Origin of the sequence: Parazoarcus communis SWub3 = DSM 12120, from assembly GCF_003226565.1 — a bacterium.
Classification (GTDB): domain Bacteria; phylum Pseudomonadota; class Gammaproteobacteria; order Burkholderiales; family Rhodocyclaceae; genus Parazoarcus; species Parazoarcus communis.
Map to the genome: position 1 here is coordinate 1 of NZ_QKOE01000013.1, position 14,329 is coordinate 14,329.

Genomic DNA, 14,329 nt, shown 5'->3' on the forward strand with positions numbered 1-14,329 from the left:
AACGCCGCACTTTCCACCACAACCGCAAAACCGTCACAAACCACCGAGAACACCCGGCAACTCCTGACATCCTGCCGCTTCCTGCATCGCTGCGTTGCACTGCAGCGGTGAAGAGGTGCGCATTATAGACACCCCAGAGAATCTTGCAAGTACATTAACGAACTTTTTTGATTTACTCGTCCGAGGAATAGAACCCCGGACCACCTGCAAAATTCTCGAACCGTGTGTATTGCCCCAGGAAGGTCATCCGGACAGTTCCTGTCGGACCATTACGGTGCTTGCCAATGATCAGCTCCGCACTTCCTTTATCAGGAGAATCCGGGTTATAGACTTCATCGCGATAGATGAACATGATGATGTCCGCGTCCTGCTCGATTGCACCGGACTCCCGCAAGTCCGACATTACAGGCCGTTTATTGGGTCGCTGCTCCAGACTTCGGTTCAGCTGCGACAGCGCAATGATCGGAACATGCAGCTCCTTGGCCAACGCCTTGACCGAGCGCGAGATCTCCGACAGCTCGGAAGCACGGTTGTCGCTATCCTTGGTGCCGGACATCAGCTGCAGGTAGTCAATCACGATCAAACCGAGACGACCGCACTGACGCGCCAATCGACGCGCTCGCGCACGCAGATCAATCGGATTCAGCCCGGGCGTTTCATCGATGAACAAGGGCGCATCATAGAGTTTGCCCATCGCAACCGTCAGTCGCTGCCAGTCATCATCAGTCAACCGCCCACTGCGAATCTTCTGCATATCGATCCGCCCAACCGACGAGATGAAGCGAGTCGCCAACTGGGTACCGGGCATCTCCATCGAGAAGATTGCCACCGGCAGCCTTTGTTCGACCGCAATATGCTCCGCGACATTCAAGGCAAAAGTGGTCTTGCCCATGGCAGGACGCCCAGCCACAATCAACATGTCGGAAGGCTGAAGACCCGAGGTCTTGTCATCCAGATCAGCAAAACCGGACGGAATGCCAGTCACTTCAGAAGGGTTGTCCCGATCGTACAATTCCTGCACACGATCGACGACCTGCTTCAGGATAGGCTGGATGGACTGAAATCCGCTGGCGTGACGCGCACCCGCCTCTGCAATCTCGAAAACTTTCGCCTCAGCCTCATCGAGCAGTGTTTTGGCATCCTTCCCCGACGGACTCAGTGCGCTAGCCGCAATGGTATCGCCAACCGCAACCAGCTTGCGCAGAATACCCCGCTCGCGAACGATCTCGGCATAGCGTCGAATGTTCGCAGCAGACGGCGTGTTGTTGGCAATCTCCGCCAGATAGGCCAGCCCGCCAGCATGTTCGGCCTCGCCGCTTTTCTCCAGCGACTCGAAGACCGTCACCACGTCAGCAGGCTTGCCCTGGTCAATCAGCTTGGTGATGTGCCGATAGATACGACGATGGTCGTCACGATAGAAATCCGCCTCATTAACCAGATCGGCAATGCGCTCCCACGCCGCATTGTCGAGCAGGATGCCGCCAATGAGGGACTGCTCTGCCTCGAGTGAATGCGGAGGAAGCTTGATCGACGCCATCTGCGGATCAAGTGCATCATCGGAAAACCTGCGGGACGAAGTCGCCATGAGAGTCGGACCAGACCGGGAGAACAATCAGGAATTCTAAAAACAAAAGGGCTGCCGGAGCAGCCCTTCTGCATCTGCGGACAGACCGCGATTACTGCTCGCCCAGCACCGATACGGTGATGGAGACGACCACATCGGCGTGCAGCGCAACGTCGAGTTGCGTGTCGCCAATCTGCTTCAGGTGACCCAGCGGCATGCGGATAGCCGAGCGCTCGATCTCGAACCCCTGAGCAGCCAGCGCCTCGGCCACGTCGATGTTGCTGACCGAACCAAACAGACGGCCATCCATGCCCGCCTTGCGGCTGACCTGAACCATCAGGCCATTGAGCTTTTCACCCAATGCCTGCGCAGCAGCCAGCTTTTCAGCTTGCAGGCGCTCAAGTTCCGCGCGACGCGCTTCGAATTCAGCCATGTTGGCCTGAGTGGCACGCTTGGCCAGACCCTGCGGAATCAGGTAGTTGCGAGCGTAGCCATCCTTGACCTTGACTACGTCACCCAGCACGCCCAGCTTGCCGACTTTTTCGAGAAGAATGATTTGCATGTTATCGATCCCCTCTTACTGGTGCAGGTCGGTGTAAGGCATCAGCGCCAGGAAACGGGCGCGCTTGACCGCGACCGACAGCTGACGCTGGTAACCGGCTTTGGTGCCAGTGATGCGCGCCGGCATGATCTTGGCGTTTTCGGTGATGAAGTCCTTAAGGATATCCACATCCTTGTAGTCGACTTCTTCGATCTTCTCCGCAGTGAAGCGGCAGAACTTGCGACGCTTGAACAGACCGCGGTTACCGCGATCGTCCTTCTTCTTGAACTTGGACTTGGGCTTGAAAGCCATTTCAGTTTCCTTCTACAAATTCGATCTTGTTCAGATGCAGTACCGGCGCCCGGCTGCGCAGACTTTTCGCTGCCAGGAACCCCGTTACCGACACATTCGCACCAGGACCGCCACTGATCAACACCATCGCCAGATCACCGACCGCAACGGCCTGCAGCTCCACCGCCACGGTGCGCTCCAGACCAGCTTCCGACTGCTTCGATTCATGTACCAACAGACACCCCGCTACCGGAGTACCTGCCGGCGTACGCCGCAGGGGAAGGAGTTCGGCAACCTGCGCAATCATGCGCAGTTCGTTCAGCCCTGTTTCAGACACCTCAGGCCGAAGCGGCTTCGGACGCCTCTGCAGCCTTGCCTTCGTCACCACCAGCCGACGGAGTCAGCGAGCGGGACTTTTCTTCCTTCATCATCGGCGAGGGGGTGGTGACCGCCTTCTTCATCTTGATAGTCAGATGGCGCAGCACGGCATCGTTGAACTTGAAGGAATGCTCGAGCTCACCCAGAGTTTCGCCGTCGCACTCGATGTTCATGAGTACGTAGTGGGCCTTGTGCACCTTCTGGATCGGGTAGGCCAGCTGACGGCGACCCCAGTCTTCCAGGCGATGGATCTGGCCGCTGCGGGCGGTGACGATCGACTTGTAGCGGTCGATCATCGCCGGCACCTGTTCGGACTGGTCCGGGTGGACGATGAACACGATTTCGTAGTGTCGCATGCAGACTCCTTGCGGTTGTTGACGTTCAGCCCCCCGGCATGCGAAACCGGTGGAGCAAGGGTAAGAGCGGGATGGTAGCAGCTAAAGCCCCTTCCGCCAAGCCCGTACTCGCACAATCGTCTGCATTACATGCATTAACGCATCAATCCTGCTTACATTCCCAGCACCAGCAAACGTGATCGTCGCCCTACCATCCTCATGACAGGTCTGCTTACCGCACACCGACCAAGGAGACAGGACCATGAACTTACGCCATGCCCGAACGCTCGTCACTTCACTGCTCTGTACCGGCCTGCTTGCCAGCAGCGGCCTCGCACTGGCAGATGATCGTGGACGCTGGAGCCGCGACTGGGACGACCGCCGCGATCATCGCCACCACAAACACCAGCGCCATTATCGCGACCATGAGCGCACGGTGATCCGCGAACGGGTCATCATCCGCGAACAACCGCGCTACATCAGAGAACGCGAGGTTCGAACCCACTATTACACCCGCCCCGCTACTACTCCGCACCCGCACCGGCTATCGTGATTGGGGTCAATATCCCTCCGCTGGTCATTCCACTACGCTGATTGAAAGACCCGCCGGTCGACTTCAACGCGGCCGGCTTTCCCAGATCTTCTGCAGACGCTTCACCGATACCGGCATGGGCGTCTTCAACTCCTGGGCATACAGGCCGACGCGCAACTCCTCGAGCAGCCAGCGGAAGGACTCGACCTGCTCATCCCGTACGCCGGCACGACGCTTGTTCAGCGCCTCGCGCTCCCAGGCATTCGCCAGTGATTTCCACTCCGCCATCAGTTGAGCGTCGCGCGCTGGGTTGTTACGGAGTTTGTCGAGTCGAACGGAGGCGGCTTTCAGGTAGCGCGGAAACTGCGCCAGTTGCTCCCACGAGAAGCAGACCAGAAAATCCTTCGGCAACAGTCCTGCCAGTTGCCCCTGGAGATCAGCCAGCACATCTGGGTAGGCCTTCAAGCCAGCCAACCGTTTCTGCAAGCCGGTGTACTCGGACACCAGCAGCCCGGTCAATCGCATGAATTCCTGCGCGACCAGGGACACGCGCGTCTTTGCCTCGGTGCATCGACGCTCGAACGCCAACGCGTCGGTGGGCAACGGCTCAAGCAGGCAGCAGCGCACCAGCGTCGCCTCGACCAGACGTGTCTTGAGCTCCGCTTCGGTCCCGAAGCTCATGTATTGCAAGGCAAGCTCACGCAAGCCGGGCAAGCGCTCGACCGCCCGCACCTGCTCCTTCAGTGTCAACGCAAACAGCCGGACAAGCCCACGCCGATGCACGCGCGCCGCTTCGTCAGGCGTGTCGTAAGGGCGTAACGAGACACTATCACCGTCATCATGCAGCGCTGGAAAACCGATCACGTCCCGACCGGCAACCCGGATCTCCAGCAACTCAGGCAACCGCCCAAAAGTCCACGCAACCAACCCACTGTGAGCCGCACCAGACTCGTCGCCTGGCCCTGCCGCTCCCCGGGTCTCAGCAGGCTTGGCCACCTTACCCGCGTCCGGCCCCGTGAACCTTGCGCCTTGCCCCCCCATACCTGCCGCCGCCAGAGCCCCGGCCATGGCACCGTCAACACGGGCCGCACTGAAACGCGCTGCCACCTGGTCGCGCAGACGCGCCCGCAACTCAGCCAGATTGCGCGACTGCCCCATCACCCGCCCGTGCTCGTCGACCACACGGAAATTCATGAAGCAGTGAGGCTTGAGGTTCTCGAGACGGAAGCTTTCCAGCGGTAGCTTGAGCTGCACGCGATCCTCGACGAAGCCTTGCAGCGCCTTAAGCAAGGCCTCATCGACATCGAACGCTCCCGCCTCGCACTTTGCCGTGAAAGTAGCAGCACTCTCGGACACTGGCTGCAGCCGATGTCGATGCTTCTGCGGTACGGTCTTGAGCAGGGCGGTCACTTTCTCCTCGAGCAGGCCCGGCACCAGCCATTCGCAACGGTGCCCAGGAATCTGGTTCAGCATCGCTAGTGGTACGGTCAGGGTCACCCCATCATCGGCCTCGCCCGGCTGATGCAGGTAGGTCAGCTTCAGTTTCTGCCCCAGCACTTCGAACGTGGTCGGGAAACGGTCGGTCGTCACGCCCTCCGCCTCATGCCGCATCAACTGCTCACGCGTCAGGTGCAGCAACTTTGGCTCGTGCCGCTCCGCGTCCTTGCGCCAACGCTCGAAACCCGCCACATCCACCACTTCGGGCGGAATCTTGCTGTCGTAAAAGGCCTCGATCAGCGCCTCATCCACCAGCACATCGGGGCGGCGAGTCTTGTGCTCAAGACGCTCGATCTCGGCCACCAGCTTGCGGTTGTGAGCCAGAAACGCCATGCCACGCGCCGCGCCTTCGGCAATCTCGCCATTGACCAAGCCCTCCCGCAGGAACAGCGTCCGGCACAAGGCTGGATCCGTTTCCCGGTAGCTGACACCACGCCGCGGGTAGATCACCAAGCCGTAGACCGTTCCGCGCTCCCACGCCCGCACCGCCCCGGAGGACTTCGACCAGTGCGGCTCGAACACCTGGCGCCGCAGGAGGTGGCCGCCCACTTCCTCCACCCACTCGGGCTCGATGCGCGCAATGCAGCGACCGAAAAGGCGCGAGGTATCGACCTGCTCGGCACACATGATCCATTTGCCCGCCTTCTTTGCCAGCGGCGAGCCCGGATGCGGCCAGAACTTGATCCCTCGAGCCCCCAGATAGCTGCCCGCCTGAGGGCCCACCGCATCCTCGACCTTGCAGCCGATATTGCCAAGCAGCCCGGCAAGCAGCGCCTTGTGAATGCTTTCGTAGTTGGCAGGCAGCTGGTTTTCCTTCCAGCCGTGCTCGGCACACAGTGCATGCAGCTGGGTGAACACATCCCGCCACTCACGCATCCTCAACCACGACAGGAAATGTTTCTTGCACCAGGCCTTCTGTTTGCTGCCGGACTCATGGCGCTGTACCTCATCCCATGCCTTCCAGGCATGCAGATACCACAGGAACTCCGAGCGTTGATCCTGCTCTCCGCCACGGAAACGGGCGTGAGCCTGATCAGCAGCTCCCTGACTCTCCTGCGGACGATCACGCGGATCCTGTACCGACAGCGCCGCAGCAATCACCAGCACCTCAGCCAGACACCCACGATCGCGCGCAGCCAGGATCATGCGGCCCACCCGCGGATCCAGCGGCAACTTGGCCAGTTCGCGGCCGATCGGCGTGAGCACTCGCGCCTCATCGTCGCTGACCGCCCCAAGCTCCGCCAACAGCGCATACCCGTCACTGATCAGACGCGAGCCCGGCGCATCGATGAAGGGGAAATCCTCAACCGCACCCAAACGCAGCGATTTCATCCGCAAGATCACGCCGGCCAGCGAGGAACGCAAAATTTCCGGATCGGTATGCGCCGGCCGTCGATTGAAATCGTCTTCGTCGTACAGCCGGATGCAGATGCCGTCCATCACCCGACCGCACCGTCCGGCACGCTGCATGGCCGCAGACCGGGCAATTTTCTCGATCTGCAGTTGTTCGACTTTGTTGCGTGGTGAATAGCGCTTCACCCGCGCCAGCCCCGTGTCAACGACATAGCGGATACCGGGCACGGTCAGCGAGGTTTCCGCCACATTGGTCGACAACACCACCCGCCGACCGTTGGACGACGAAAACACGCGCGCCTGCTCCTGGGCTGACTGTCGCGCAAACAGGGGCAGCACCTCGGTACCCGGCAGGTGGTGTGCCTTGCGCAAGGCCTCGGCCGCCTCACGGATTTCGCGCTCGCCAGGCAGGAAGACCAGTACATCGCCCGGCCCACAGCGCTGAGCCTCGTCGACCGCGTCGACGATGGCCTCGTAAAGATCGCGCCCCTTGTCCTTGCGCGGCAGAGGGCGGACATCCTTACGTACGGAAACCGGTGTCGAGGCCTCCTCATCCTCCACGGGTCGATAGCGCATCTCGATCGGATACAAGCGGCCAGAAACCTCGATCACCGGCGCAGCGCACCCGTCAGCATCGGCAAAGTGCCGCGCAAATCGATCAGCATCAAGCGTCGCCGAGGTCACGATCAACTTCAGGTCAGGCCGCTTGGGCAGCACAGTGCGCAGGTAACCGAGCAGGAAGTCAATGTTGAGACTGCGCTCGTGCGCCTCGTCGAGGATCAGGGTATCGTAGGCGGACAACAGCGGATCCGTCTGGGTTTCGGCCAGCAGGATACCGTCGGTCATCAACTTGATATTGCTGTTGGGGCCAAGCCGGTCGGTAAAGCGGATCTTGTAGCCGACGGCCTCGCCGAGCGGGCTGTTCAGTTCCTGCGCGATCCGGGTCGCCGTCGCCCTTGCAGCCAAGCGACGCGGCTGCGTGTGCCCGATCAGCCCTGCGGCACCGCGGCCCAGCGCGAGACAGATTTTCGGCAACTGGGTGGTCTTGCCCGACCCCGTTTCCCCGCAGACAATGATCACCTGATGCACCTGCAGCGCATCGGCAATCTCCTGACGCCGCCCGGACACGGGCAGATCGGGTGGAAAGTCCGGCCTGGGCAGCGCGACCCGCCGCGCAGTCAGGGCCATGCGCGAGCGTTCACGCAAACCGTCGAAGTCGGCCTGTACGCGCCCACGCCGGTCATCTGCGCAGTGCGCGAGTTCGCGCGCCAACCGCAGCAGGCGCGGACGGTCGACGCTAAGACAATCATCGAAATCAGCAGCATCGCCCTGCATCCGGTCACGACTGCGGGAAGAGGTTCTGGGGTGTTCTTTCATGAATACTCGGATGGCCGACACCAGCGTAGATACACCAGCCGTCCTGCCGATAAAGACAAATCAGTGGCGCCCGGAGCGCACACTTTCGATCCAACATTATCGCGGAAACCGCAACAAGACGTGCCCGGGTTTATATCCGGCACGCCACAAACGCCGAGGCGGGCGCGTTCCCGCCGCTATACTGCCAACCGTCCAGTTGCCCCCGCAACACTCCATGCCTGCAGAAACCGGCACCCCACCTCGACTGCGCACGCACCTGACCGACGCCTCAGGCGGACTGGGCTATCACCTGCGTGCCATGCGCTACCGACGCACGCTGTGGCAGCCCTTCATCACCGAACTCACACGATGGCTTGAACAGTGGCGACCGCCCAGCCGCCAGTTGGTTTTGATTGGCCCCTCCGCCGGCTACACCATGCCTGAGGATTTTCTGTCGCGCTTCGAGCGCGTTTCCGTTCTGGAGCCGGACCCCCTTGCGCGCTGGCTGCTGAAGCGCCGCTTCACGCGACAGCAACTGGAGTTTGGCAATCTCGATTGCCTGGCCAGCCCTGACGGCCCGGACTGGCTTGCACGACGTTATGCCACCGCCTGCCTGTTATTCTGTAATGTGCTTGGCCAGGCTCCTGCCATCAGCCAGCACGCCGGATGGGCGGAGACCCTGCGTCATGCCCTGCGCCATCACCACTGGGCAAGCTGGCACGACGTCCTGTCTGCGACCAGCCCGCCCCTGCCTCAATCGAACGACCCAACCGCCACTGCCGAGGGTGTTGGTCAACTGGCCAGCCGCTTCTGGCGCTGGCCAACCAAAGTACTGGATCATGACAGCCTGGGCCTGGTCGGCCACCAGGACGGATTCTTGCTGTGGCAACTGACGCCTCGACAATGGCAACTGGTGGAGTGGGGCACCCATCAACCGTGATCCAATTGCGCACAGGGCTGGGCGCCCCCGCTGCCGAGTGAGACAATCCGGCTTCATTGTCCGGTACTCCATCATGTCCGCCCTGCCGATCGCCGCCATCCTCTACCTTCCCACCGACAACATCGAAGCCCTGCTGGTCGAGGTCGCACGCACACTCGCCGCACGCGGCGTCAAGGTAGGCGGCGTGATCCAGCACGACATCGCGACCGCGGTCAATGACCCCTGCGCGATGGAGCTCGAAGACTTGCACAGTGGCGAGCGCTTCTCGCTGTCTCAGGAGCTGGGCAGTGGATCCGAGGCCTGCCGCCTCGACCCCGGGGCACTGGCCCACGCGTCAGTCGCGGTACGCAAGGCAGTGGAGGATGGCGCCGAACTGATCATGATCAACAAGTTCAGCACCCAGGAAGCAAACGGCATCGGGCTGCGCGACGAAATGGGCTACGCCGTCCTTGCCGGTATCCCACTGCTGACCGCAGTTGGCAAGCGCTTCCTGCCGGAATGGGAAAACTTCACCGGCGGCGACGGCTGCCTGCTTGAACCCACACTGGATGGCGTGCTCGCATGGTGGGACGGCCTCACTGGCGGCCGCTGATATGCACGATCGTCCTCGCTCAGTCGAGCTGACACACCTTGCCGCCCCCTTCGTCTGCGGCCACTGGCCCGAAAAGCACTGACATGGAGTGCCGTCCGGGCTGCGCAGCCTGCTGTATCGCGCCCTCCATCTCCTCACCGATCCCAGGGATGGAGCTCGGCAAGCCAGCTGGAGTCCGGTGCGTTCAGCTTGACGAACAGGACGGCTGCAGACTGTTTGGCGACAGCCGGCGCCCCCGCGTCTGCGGCAGCCTTCAACCCTCGATCGAAATGTGTGGCACAAGTCGGGGCGAAGCGCTGCGCTGGCTGGCTCAACTGGAGCGACTGACCACGACGCCACCGTCACCTGACACAAAAACACGTCCGCATACGCTTTTTCGCTGCGACGCAACAAACATGCCGTTATAATCGGCCGCACCCCTTCACCCCGGCCCGATCACTCCATATGGATATTCAACTCCTCCTCACCGCGCTCGTTCTCGGCATCGTCGAGGGGCTGACCGAGTTCCTGCCGGTCTCCTCCACCGGTCACCTGATCATCGTCGGCGACCTGCTCGGCTACAACGACGACACCAGCAAGGTGTTCAAGATCGTGATCCAGCTTGCAGCCATCCTGGCGGTCTGCTGGGATTATCGCGAGCGGCTGATCAAGGTTGCCGTCGGCGTACCGAACGACTCAGCGGCACAACGTTTCGTTGGCCTGCTGTTCGTCGCTTTCCTGCCAGCAGCCGTGCTCGGACTGATGTTCCACTCCACGATCAAGGATCTGCTGTTCAATCCGCTGACGGTCGCCACCGCGCTCGTCGTCGGCGGTCTGATCATCCTCTATGTGGAGAAGCGCGCCTATCATCCCACGGTCAACTCCGTCGATGACATGGGCTGGGGCGACGCCATCAAGGTTGGATTTGCCCAGGCTCTTGCCATGATTCCCGGCACCTCGCGCTCGGGCGCAACCATCATGGGCGGCCTGATCTTCGGCCTGTCGCGCAAGACTGCGGCCGAATTCTCGTTCTTCCTCGCCATCCCGACCATGTTTGCCGCCACCGCCTACGATCTGTACAAGAACTGGGCGCTGCTCAAGCTGGAAGACTTGCCGGTATTTGCCGTAGGCTTCGTTGCCTCTTTCCTGGCCGCAATGTGGGCGGTGAAGAGCTTCATCCGCTTCATCTCCAACCACACCTTCGTGGTCTTCGCCTGGTACCGCATCGTCTTTGGCCTGATCGTGCTCGCAACCTGGCAGCTCGACCTGGTGGAATGGAGCGAACCCTGATCAGTCGCTCAGTTCCGCACGGATCGGCCACACCAATACGGCAACAGTCGAATGCAGGCGATCGTCGCGGGCCGAGCGAAGCCACGAGGATCAATCGGGCGCTGGGATGAGGAGCCTGGCAAGGCCATTCAAGCCGCAACGATCGATGACGGCCGCTTCATCCCGCCAACCAGACAGATCAAGCTCAAGTCTGCTAGCCTCACCGACTGTGAAGCCCGCCTCCACCCTACAGCCCGATGATCATCTACCTGCACGGTTTCCGCTCCGCCCCGCAGTCACACAAGGCCCAGGCCCTTGCCGCGCACATGCAGGCACGCGGCCTCGAATCGCAGTTCTGGTGTGAGCAGCTGCCAGTGTCGGCTCGCGCAGCCATCGCCCTGATCGAAGCACGGATTGCCCAGGCCCGATCCACAAACCTGCCCACCACCCTGGTCGGCAGCTCCCTCGGTGGCTATTACGCAACCTGGCTGGCGGAGTGCCACGGACTGAAGGCGGTGGTGGTCAATCCAGCGGTGATCGCGCCACTGTCGCTCGAAAACTATCTCGGTCGCCAGAGCAACCTCTACACCGGTGAAACCTTCGACTTCACCGCCGAGCATATCGCCGAACTGCGCGCCATAGACGTACCCGCCATCACCCGACCGGAGCGCTACTGGCTACTTGCCGAAACCGGCGACGAAGTACTCGATTACCGCCACGCCGTCGCCAGATACGCAGGCGCCCGTCAGACCGTGCTGGCGGGAGGCGACCACGGCTTTTCCCGGTGGAACGACTATCTGGATGACATCCTGACCTTCGCGGAGCTGGCATGAGCTTCGATGCACGTCGTTTCAAGGCCATGGAGCGCGCCGGTTTCAATCGCATCGCCGAGCGCTATGCCGACAGTGCCCATCTGCGCGCAGCGCTGGCAGGTGCCTTGCTCGACAATGCCGATCTTGCGCCCGGCCAATGCGTTCTGGATCTCGCCAGCGGCCCCTGCCTGCTCGCGGCAGAAGCCGCCCGACGCGTTCAACCGGGCGGCCACGTAATCGCAACCGACATTGCCGAAGCCATGCTCGCCGAAGGCGCGCAGCGAGCAGACAATACCGATACCCTGCTACTCGCCGCAGCCGACGCCGAACATTTGTGCGTGGCGGACCAGCGCCTCGACCGCGTGCTTGCCGGTCTGGCCCTTTTCATGTTTCCGCACCCTGAGCTGGCGCTCGCCGAAATCCGCCGGGTACTGGTTCCCGGCGGGCGCCTGACCCTGTCGGTCTGGGGCATGCGCGAGAAGGTTCCACTGATTGCCTGCGCACAGGACTGTATCGCCCGCCTGTTGCCTGCACCAAAGATTGCCCGCCCTTCGGTCTTCCGATTCGGGGAGGCGGCCATACTTGAAGCCCTGCTTCAGCAGGCCGGGTTCCAGAATATCCGTATCCAGCCCTGCGATTTTTTCTGCGACTTCAACGACACTGAAGCCTATTGGCAGGCCTTTCTCGATCTGGCTGGCGGCGCCGCAGAAGCCTTGTCACGCCTGCCCGACAGCACCCGGCAGACCTTGCAGGCTGCCGTTGCCGAGGATCTCGAACCGTATCGGGCCATGCCAACCCCATCGGGCTATCGCCTGCCCGCCCGCGCGCTGATCGCCAGCGCAATACGCCCACACTGAATGGGTGGATTCATTCCAGCCGCCTCCCGGAAGCCGAATCCAGTAAAATATGTGGCTTGCTCAATTGCCGGCGGTTACTGATGTTCGTGCTGTTTGAAGAAGACGGGGCTTTCAAGGCGGGGACCATACTCGCCGACAACGACGCCTCGCTGCAGGTTGAGAACACCCACGGCAAGCGGGTCAAGATCAAGCGCGCCAATGTGTTGCTCAACTTCCGCGAACCCTCCCCTGCCGAGTTGCTCAACCGCGCGGGGGCGGACGCCGAAGGGCTCGACACCGAGTTCCTGTGGGAAGTCTGTGGCGATGATGAGTTCGGCTTTGCCGAGTTCGCTGCCGAGTACTATGGCCATGCGCCCAGCCCGGTCGAGGCGGCAGCTGTGCTGTTGCGCCTGCATGCAGCCCCCATCTGGTTTCATCGCAAGGGCAAGGGTCGATTCCGCAAGGCACCGACCGACATCCTGCAGGCGGCACTCGCCGGACTGGAAAAGAAGCGGCAGCAAGCCCAAGCGATCGACCAGATGCGCGGCGAACTGGTCGCAGGCCGTCTTCCGGTCGAATTCAACGGCATGGTGGCGCAACTGCTTTACCGCCCAGATCGCAACCGGCCTGAAGTCAAGGCACTGGAAGCCGCCTGCGTCGATACCGGACTGAGTGCTGCCCGTCTGCTGCTCAAATGTGGCGCCCTGCCCTCGAGTTACGAGTTTCACTACAACCGCTTCCTGTTCGAGCAGTTCCCGCAAGGCACCGCCTTTCCTGCCTTTGACGGACCAACCGCCCCCATCGGGCTGCCACGGGCGGATGTGGCGGCATTCTCGATCGACGATGCCACCACGACCGAAATCGACGACGCCTTCTCGGTCAACCCGCGTGAGGGGGGCGGCTGGCGGATCGGTATCCACATCGCGGCGCCGGCGTTGGGTTTTACCCGCGGCTCAACGCTGGACGCCATTGCCCGGCAGCGCCTTTCCACCGTCTACATGCCGGGCAACAAGATCACCATGTTGCCCGACGAAGTGGTCCAAGCCTTCACCCTGGCTGCGGGGCGCGACTGCCCGGCAATTTCGCTCTACCTTGATGTCCGCCCCGATCTGACCATCATCAGCCACGAAAGCCGGGTCGAGATGGTGCCCATCGCCGCCAATCTGCGCCACCACGACATCGAGCCGGTGTTCAACGAAGACACCCTGCACGACGGCGGCCCGGACTTCCCCTGGAAGCGCGAACTGACCCTGCTGTGGGATCTGGCCACGGTGCTCGAAGCCGGCCGCGGCAAGCCTTCGGCGCACAGCAATCAGGTGGATTACAACTTTTACGTCGACTGGCAACAACACACGGCTGACGGCCCTGGCTACATCACCATCGGTCACCGCCTGCGCGGCTCGCCCATGGACAAGCTGGTCGCCGAGATGATGATCCTGGCCAACTCCACCTGGGGCAAGCTGCTCGACGAAGCCGGAGTGCCGGGCCTGTACCGCGCCCAGGGTGGTGGCAAAGTGCGCATGACGACGGTGGCAGCCCCCCACGAAGGGCTGGGCGTAGACTGCTATGCCTGGTCCAGTTCTCCACTGCGGCGTTATGTCGATCTGGTTAATCAATGGCAGATCATCGCTGTGCTGACTCATGGCGAACCCGCGTTCGCCCCCAAGTCTGCCGACCTGATGGCTGCCTTGCGCGATTTCGAGCTGACCTACGCCGAGTACAACGAGTTCCAGCGTCGCATGGAGCGCTACTGGTGCCTGCGCTGGCTGCGCCAGGCCCAGCCAGCCACCGTCGAAGCCAAGGTGTTGCGCGACAACCTGGTGCGTCTGGAAGCGGTGCCCCTGATGTTCAAGGTTCCTTCACTTCCGCCACAGTTGCCGGGCTCGCGCGTCAAGCTCGCCGTCGATGGCAGCGATCTGATCGACGTTGAAGTGGAAACCCGCTACCTGACAACACTGTCGGAGCCAGATCCGGAACTCGAGGACGAAGCCGAGTATTGACTCCCGGCACCTCACACCAGCCCATGAACAAGCTCCACACTGGATCGCCCGCCC

14 protein-coding genes are annotated in these 14,329 nt (G+C 61.9%); 8 read left to right on the forward strand and 6 right to left on the reverse strand.

Features of this window, described 5'->3' with window-relative positions:
* Positions 1-172 precede the first annotated feature (172 nt).
* The 5 genes from dnaB to rpsF all read right to left on the reverse strand — a co-directional run bounded on the left by dnaB (position 173) and on the right by rpsF (position 3,130).
* Positions 173-1,585 (reverse strand): replicative DNA helicase, encoded by a 1,413-nt coding sequence (gene dnaB, locus DNK49_RS15980; protein WP_110526722.1) that lies wholly within the window; start codon positions 1,583-1,585, stop codon positions 173-175.
* A gap of 91 nt (positions 1,586-1,676) precedes the next feature.
* Positions 1,677-2,126 carry a 50S ribosomal protein L9 gene (rplI, locus tag DNK49_RS15985; RefSeq protein WP_110526724.1) on the reverse strand — a complete coding sequence of 150 codons (450 nt, stop codon included), beginning with the start codon at positions 2,124-2,126 and terminating at the stop codon, positions 1,677-1,679.
* A gap of 15 nt (positions 2,127-2,141) precedes the next feature.
* Positions 2,142-2,417: a 30S ribosomal protein S18 gene (gene rpsR / locus DNK49_RS15990; RefSeq protein WP_108949753.1), complete on the reverse strand. Its 276-nt coding sequence runs from the start codon at positions 2,415-2,417 to the stop codon at positions 2,142-2,144.
* A gap of 1 nt (position 2,418) precedes the next feature.
* Positions 2,419-2,703, reverse strand: a complete 285-nt coding sequence (priB, locus tag DNK49_RS15995; RefSeq protein WP_207807007.1) for a primosomal replication protein N — start codon at positions 2,701-2,703, stop codon at positions 2,419-2,421.
* 31 nt (positions 2,704-2,734) lie between these two features.
* A complete protein-coding gene (rpsF, locus tag DNK49_RS16000; RefSeq protein WP_110526727.1) occupies positions 2,735-3,130 on the reverse strand; it encodes a 30S ribosomal protein S6 in 396 nt (131 codons plus the stop codon).
* 241 nt (positions 3,131-3,371) lie between these two features.
* Between rpsF and DNK49_RS16005 the strand changes: the two genes are divergently transcribed.
* Positions 3,372-3,662: a hypothetical protein gene (locus tag DNK49_RS16005; RefSeq protein WP_243632399.1), complete on the forward strand. Its 291-nt coding sequence runs from the start codon at positions 3,372-3,374 to the stop codon at positions 3,660-3,662.
* A 63-nt stretch (positions 3,663-3,725) separates the two neighbouring features.
* Here DNK49_RS16005 and hrpA read toward each other — a convergent pair whose 3' ends face one another.
* Positions 3,726-7,826 carry an ATP-dependent RNA helicase HrpA gene (gene hrpA / locus DNK49_RS16010; RefSeq protein ID WP_110526729.1) on the reverse strand — a complete coding sequence of 1,367 codons (4,101 nt, stop codon included), beginning with the start codon at positions 7,824-7,826 and terminating at the stop codon, positions 3,726-3,728.
* Between the two features lie 256 nt (positions 7,827-8,082).
* Between hrpA and DNK49_RS16015 the strand changes: the two genes are divergently transcribed.
* From DNK49_RS16015 to DNK49_RS16050, 7 genes are all read left to right on the forward strand, one after another.
* A complete protein-coding gene (locus DNK49_RS16015) occupies positions 8,083-8,787 on the forward strand; it encodes a hypothetical protein (RefSeq protein ID WP_110526731.1) in 705 nt (234 codons plus the stop codon).
* Between the two features lie 73 nt (positions 8,788-8,860).
* A complete protein-coding gene (locus DNK49_RS16020) occupies positions 8,861-9,379 on the forward strand; it encodes a DUF2478 domain-containing protein (protein ID WP_110526733.1) in 519 nt (172 codons plus the stop codon).
* Positions 9,380-9,462: 83 nt separating this feature from the next.
* Positions 9,463-9,786 (forward strand): YkgJ family cysteine cluster protein, encoded by a 324-nt coding sequence (locus DNK49_RS16025; RefSeq protein WP_110526735.1) that lies wholly within the window; start codon positions 9,463-9,465, stop codon positions 9,784-9,786.
* Between the two features lie 37 nt (positions 9,787-9,823).
* Positions 9,824-10,648, forward strand: coding sequence for an undecaprenyl-diphosphate phosphatase (locus DNK49_RS16030; RefSeq protein ID WP_110526737.1), 825 nt, complete (start codon positions 9,824-9,826; stop codon positions 10,646-10,648).
* A gap of 236 nt (positions 10,649-10,884) precedes the next feature.
* The gene (locus tag DNK49_RS16040) at positions 10,885-11,460 is read left to right on the forward strand and encodes a YqiA/YcfP family alpha/beta fold hydrolase (RefSeq protein WP_110526741.1); all 576 of its coding nucleotides are present in this window, start codon (positions 10,885-10,887) and stop codon (positions 11,458-11,460) included.
* Positions 11,457-12,296 (forward strand): methyltransferase domain-containing protein, encoded by an 840-nt coding sequence (locus tag DNK49_RS16045; protein ID WP_110526742.1) that lies wholly within the window; start codon positions 11,457-11,459, stop codon positions 12,294-12,296. The genes DNK49_RS16040 and DNK49_RS16045 overlap by 4 nt, the downstream gene beginning before the upstream one ends.
* Positions 12,297-12,376: 80 nt before the next feature.
* Positions 12,377-14,275 carry a ribonuclease catalytic domain-containing protein gene (locus DNK49_RS16050; protein WP_110526744.1) on the forward strand — a complete coding sequence of 633 codons (1,899 nt, stop codon included), beginning with the start codon at positions 12,377-12,379 and terminating at the stop codon, positions 14,273-14,275.
* Positions 14,276-14,329 lie beyond the last annotated feature (54 nt).

Bases quoted from the DNA above. Each gene is read 5' to 3' on its own strand.
- dnaB (WP_110526722.1), bottom strand. From the start codon at position 1,585: ATGGCGACTTCGTCCCGCAGGTTTTCCGATGATGCACTTGATCCGCAG.
- rplI (WP_110526724.1), bottom strand. From the start codon at position 2,126: ATGCAAATCATTCTTCTCGAAAAAGTCGGCAAGCTGGGCGTGCTGGGT.
- rpsR (WP_108949753.1), bottom strand. From the start codon at position 2,417: ATGGCTTTCAAGCCCAAGTCCAAGTTCAAGAAGAAGGACGATCGCGGT.
- priB (WP_207807007.1), bottom strand. From the start codon at position 2,703: ATGATTGCGCAGGTTGCCGAACTCCTTCCCCTGCGGCGTACGCCGGCA.
- rpsF (WP_110526727.1), bottom strand. From the start codon at position 3,130: ATGCGACACTACGAAATCGTGTTCATCGTCCACCCGGACCAGTCCGAA.
- DNK49_RS16005 (WP_243632399.1), top strand. From the start codon at position 3,372: ATGAACTTACGCCATGCCCGAACGCTCGTCACTTCACTGCTCTGTACC.
- hrpA (WP_110526729.1), bottom strand. From the start codon at position 7,826: ATGCAGGGCGATGCTGCTGATTTCGATGATTGTCTTAGCGTCGACCGT.
- DNK49_RS16015 (WP_110526731.1), top strand. From the start codon at position 8,083: ATGCCTGCAGAAACCGGCACCCCACCTCGACTGCGCACGCACCTGACC.
- DNK49_RS16020 (WP_110526733.1), top strand. From the start codon at position 8,861: ATGTCCGCCCTGCCGATCGCCGCCATCCTCTACCTTCCCACCGACAAC.
- DNK49_RS16025 (WP_110526735.1), top strand. From the start codon at position 9,463: ATGGAGTGCCGTCCGGGCTGCGCAGCCTGCTGTATCGCGCCCTCCATC.
- DNK49_RS16030 (WP_110526737.1), top strand. From the start codon at position 9,824: ATGGATATTCAACTCCTCCTCACCGCGCTCGTTCTCGGCATCGTCGAG.
- DNK49_RS16040 (WP_110526741.1), top strand. From the start codon at position 10,885: ATGATCATCTACCTGCACGGTTTCCGCTCCGCCCCGCAGTCACACAAG.
- DNK49_RS16045 (WP_110526742.1), top strand. From the start codon at position 11,457: ATGAGCTTCGATGCACGTCGTTTCAAGGCCATGGAGCGCGCCGGTTTC.
- DNK49_RS16050 (WP_110526744.1), top strand. From the start codon at position 12,377: ATGTTCGTGCTGTTTGAAGAAGACGGGGCTTTCAAGGCGGGGACCATA.